Raw genomic sequence first — 838 nt, 5'->3', positions numbered from 1 at the left:
GCCGCGGGCGATGCCGCGCCTGCGGTCGAGTGGCTGCGCGAGAACGTGCAGCGCCATGGCGGGCTGAAGCGCCCGCGCCCGCTGATCGAGGAGGCGACGGGCGCCGATGTCTCGCCCGAGCCGCTTTTGTCCTATCTGGAGGCGAAGTTCGGCCAGATCTACGGGCTGTGACGGAAAAGGCCGGGCGATCCGCCCGGCCTTTCGCTTATCTGTTGGGCCACAAGGGGGCGTGGCGGTTCACGTCCTTGTAGAGCAGGTATCGGAACGGCCCCGGCCCGCCCGCATAGCAGGCCTGCGGGCAGAAGGCGCGCAGCCACATGTAGTCGCCCGGCCCCACCTCGACCCAGTCGCGGTTCAGGCGATAGACGGCCTTGCCCTCCAGCACGAAAAGCCCGTGTTCCATCACATGCGTCTCGGCAAAGGGGATCGAGCCGCCCGGCTTGAAGGTCACCACGGTGATGTGCATGTCGTGGCGCAGGTCGGCCGGGTCCATGAAGCGGGTGGTGCCCCAGGCCCCGCCGGTGTCGGGCATCATCGAGGGCGCAATGTCCTGTTCCTGGGCGACGATCGGGTCGGGCCGGTCCACGCCGTTGCAGGGCTGCCAGCGCTTGCGCCACCAGTGAAAGCCGGTGTTGCCGGGGGTGGTGTTTCTGACCGACCAGGCCGCGCCGGGGGGCACATAGGCAAAGCCGCCGGGGGTCAGCAGATGCTCGGCCCCGTCGATGGTCACCGACATGGAGCCGCCGGTGACGAACAGCGCGTGCTGGATCTCGGGGTCGTCGTCGGGGTGGTCCGATCCGCCGCCCTCGGCCAGTTCGACGATGTACTGGCTGAAGGT

1 protein-coding gene and 1 pseudogene are annotated in these 838 nt (G+C 68.9%); one reads left to right on the top strand and one right to left on the bottom strand.

Translation table 11 applies throughout. From position 1 onward, the window contains the following. Positions 1–171 (top strand): annotated as a pseudogene (locus tag CK944_RS23530) (carboxypeptidase M32); the annotation flags it as partial. Positions 172–205: 34 nt separating this feature from the next. On the opposite strand, the gene CK944_RS22315 reads toward CK944_RS23530, so the two are convergent. Continuing rightward, positions 206–838: bifunctional allantoicase/(S)-ureidoglycine aminohydrolase (locus tag CK944_RS22315; RefSeq protein ID WP_103175203.1), on the bottom strand; the 633-nt coding region annotated here is incomplete at its 5' end.

It is taken from the genome of Paracoccus sp. SY (genome assembly GCF_002901215.1).
Lineage (GTDB): Bacteria > Pseudomonadota > Alphaproteobacteria > Rhodobacterales > Rhodobacteraceae > Paracoccus > Paracoccus acridae.
The sequence above is the reverse complement of the archived record's forward strand: the minus strand, read 5'-3'. Positions and strand labels throughout refer to the sequence as shown.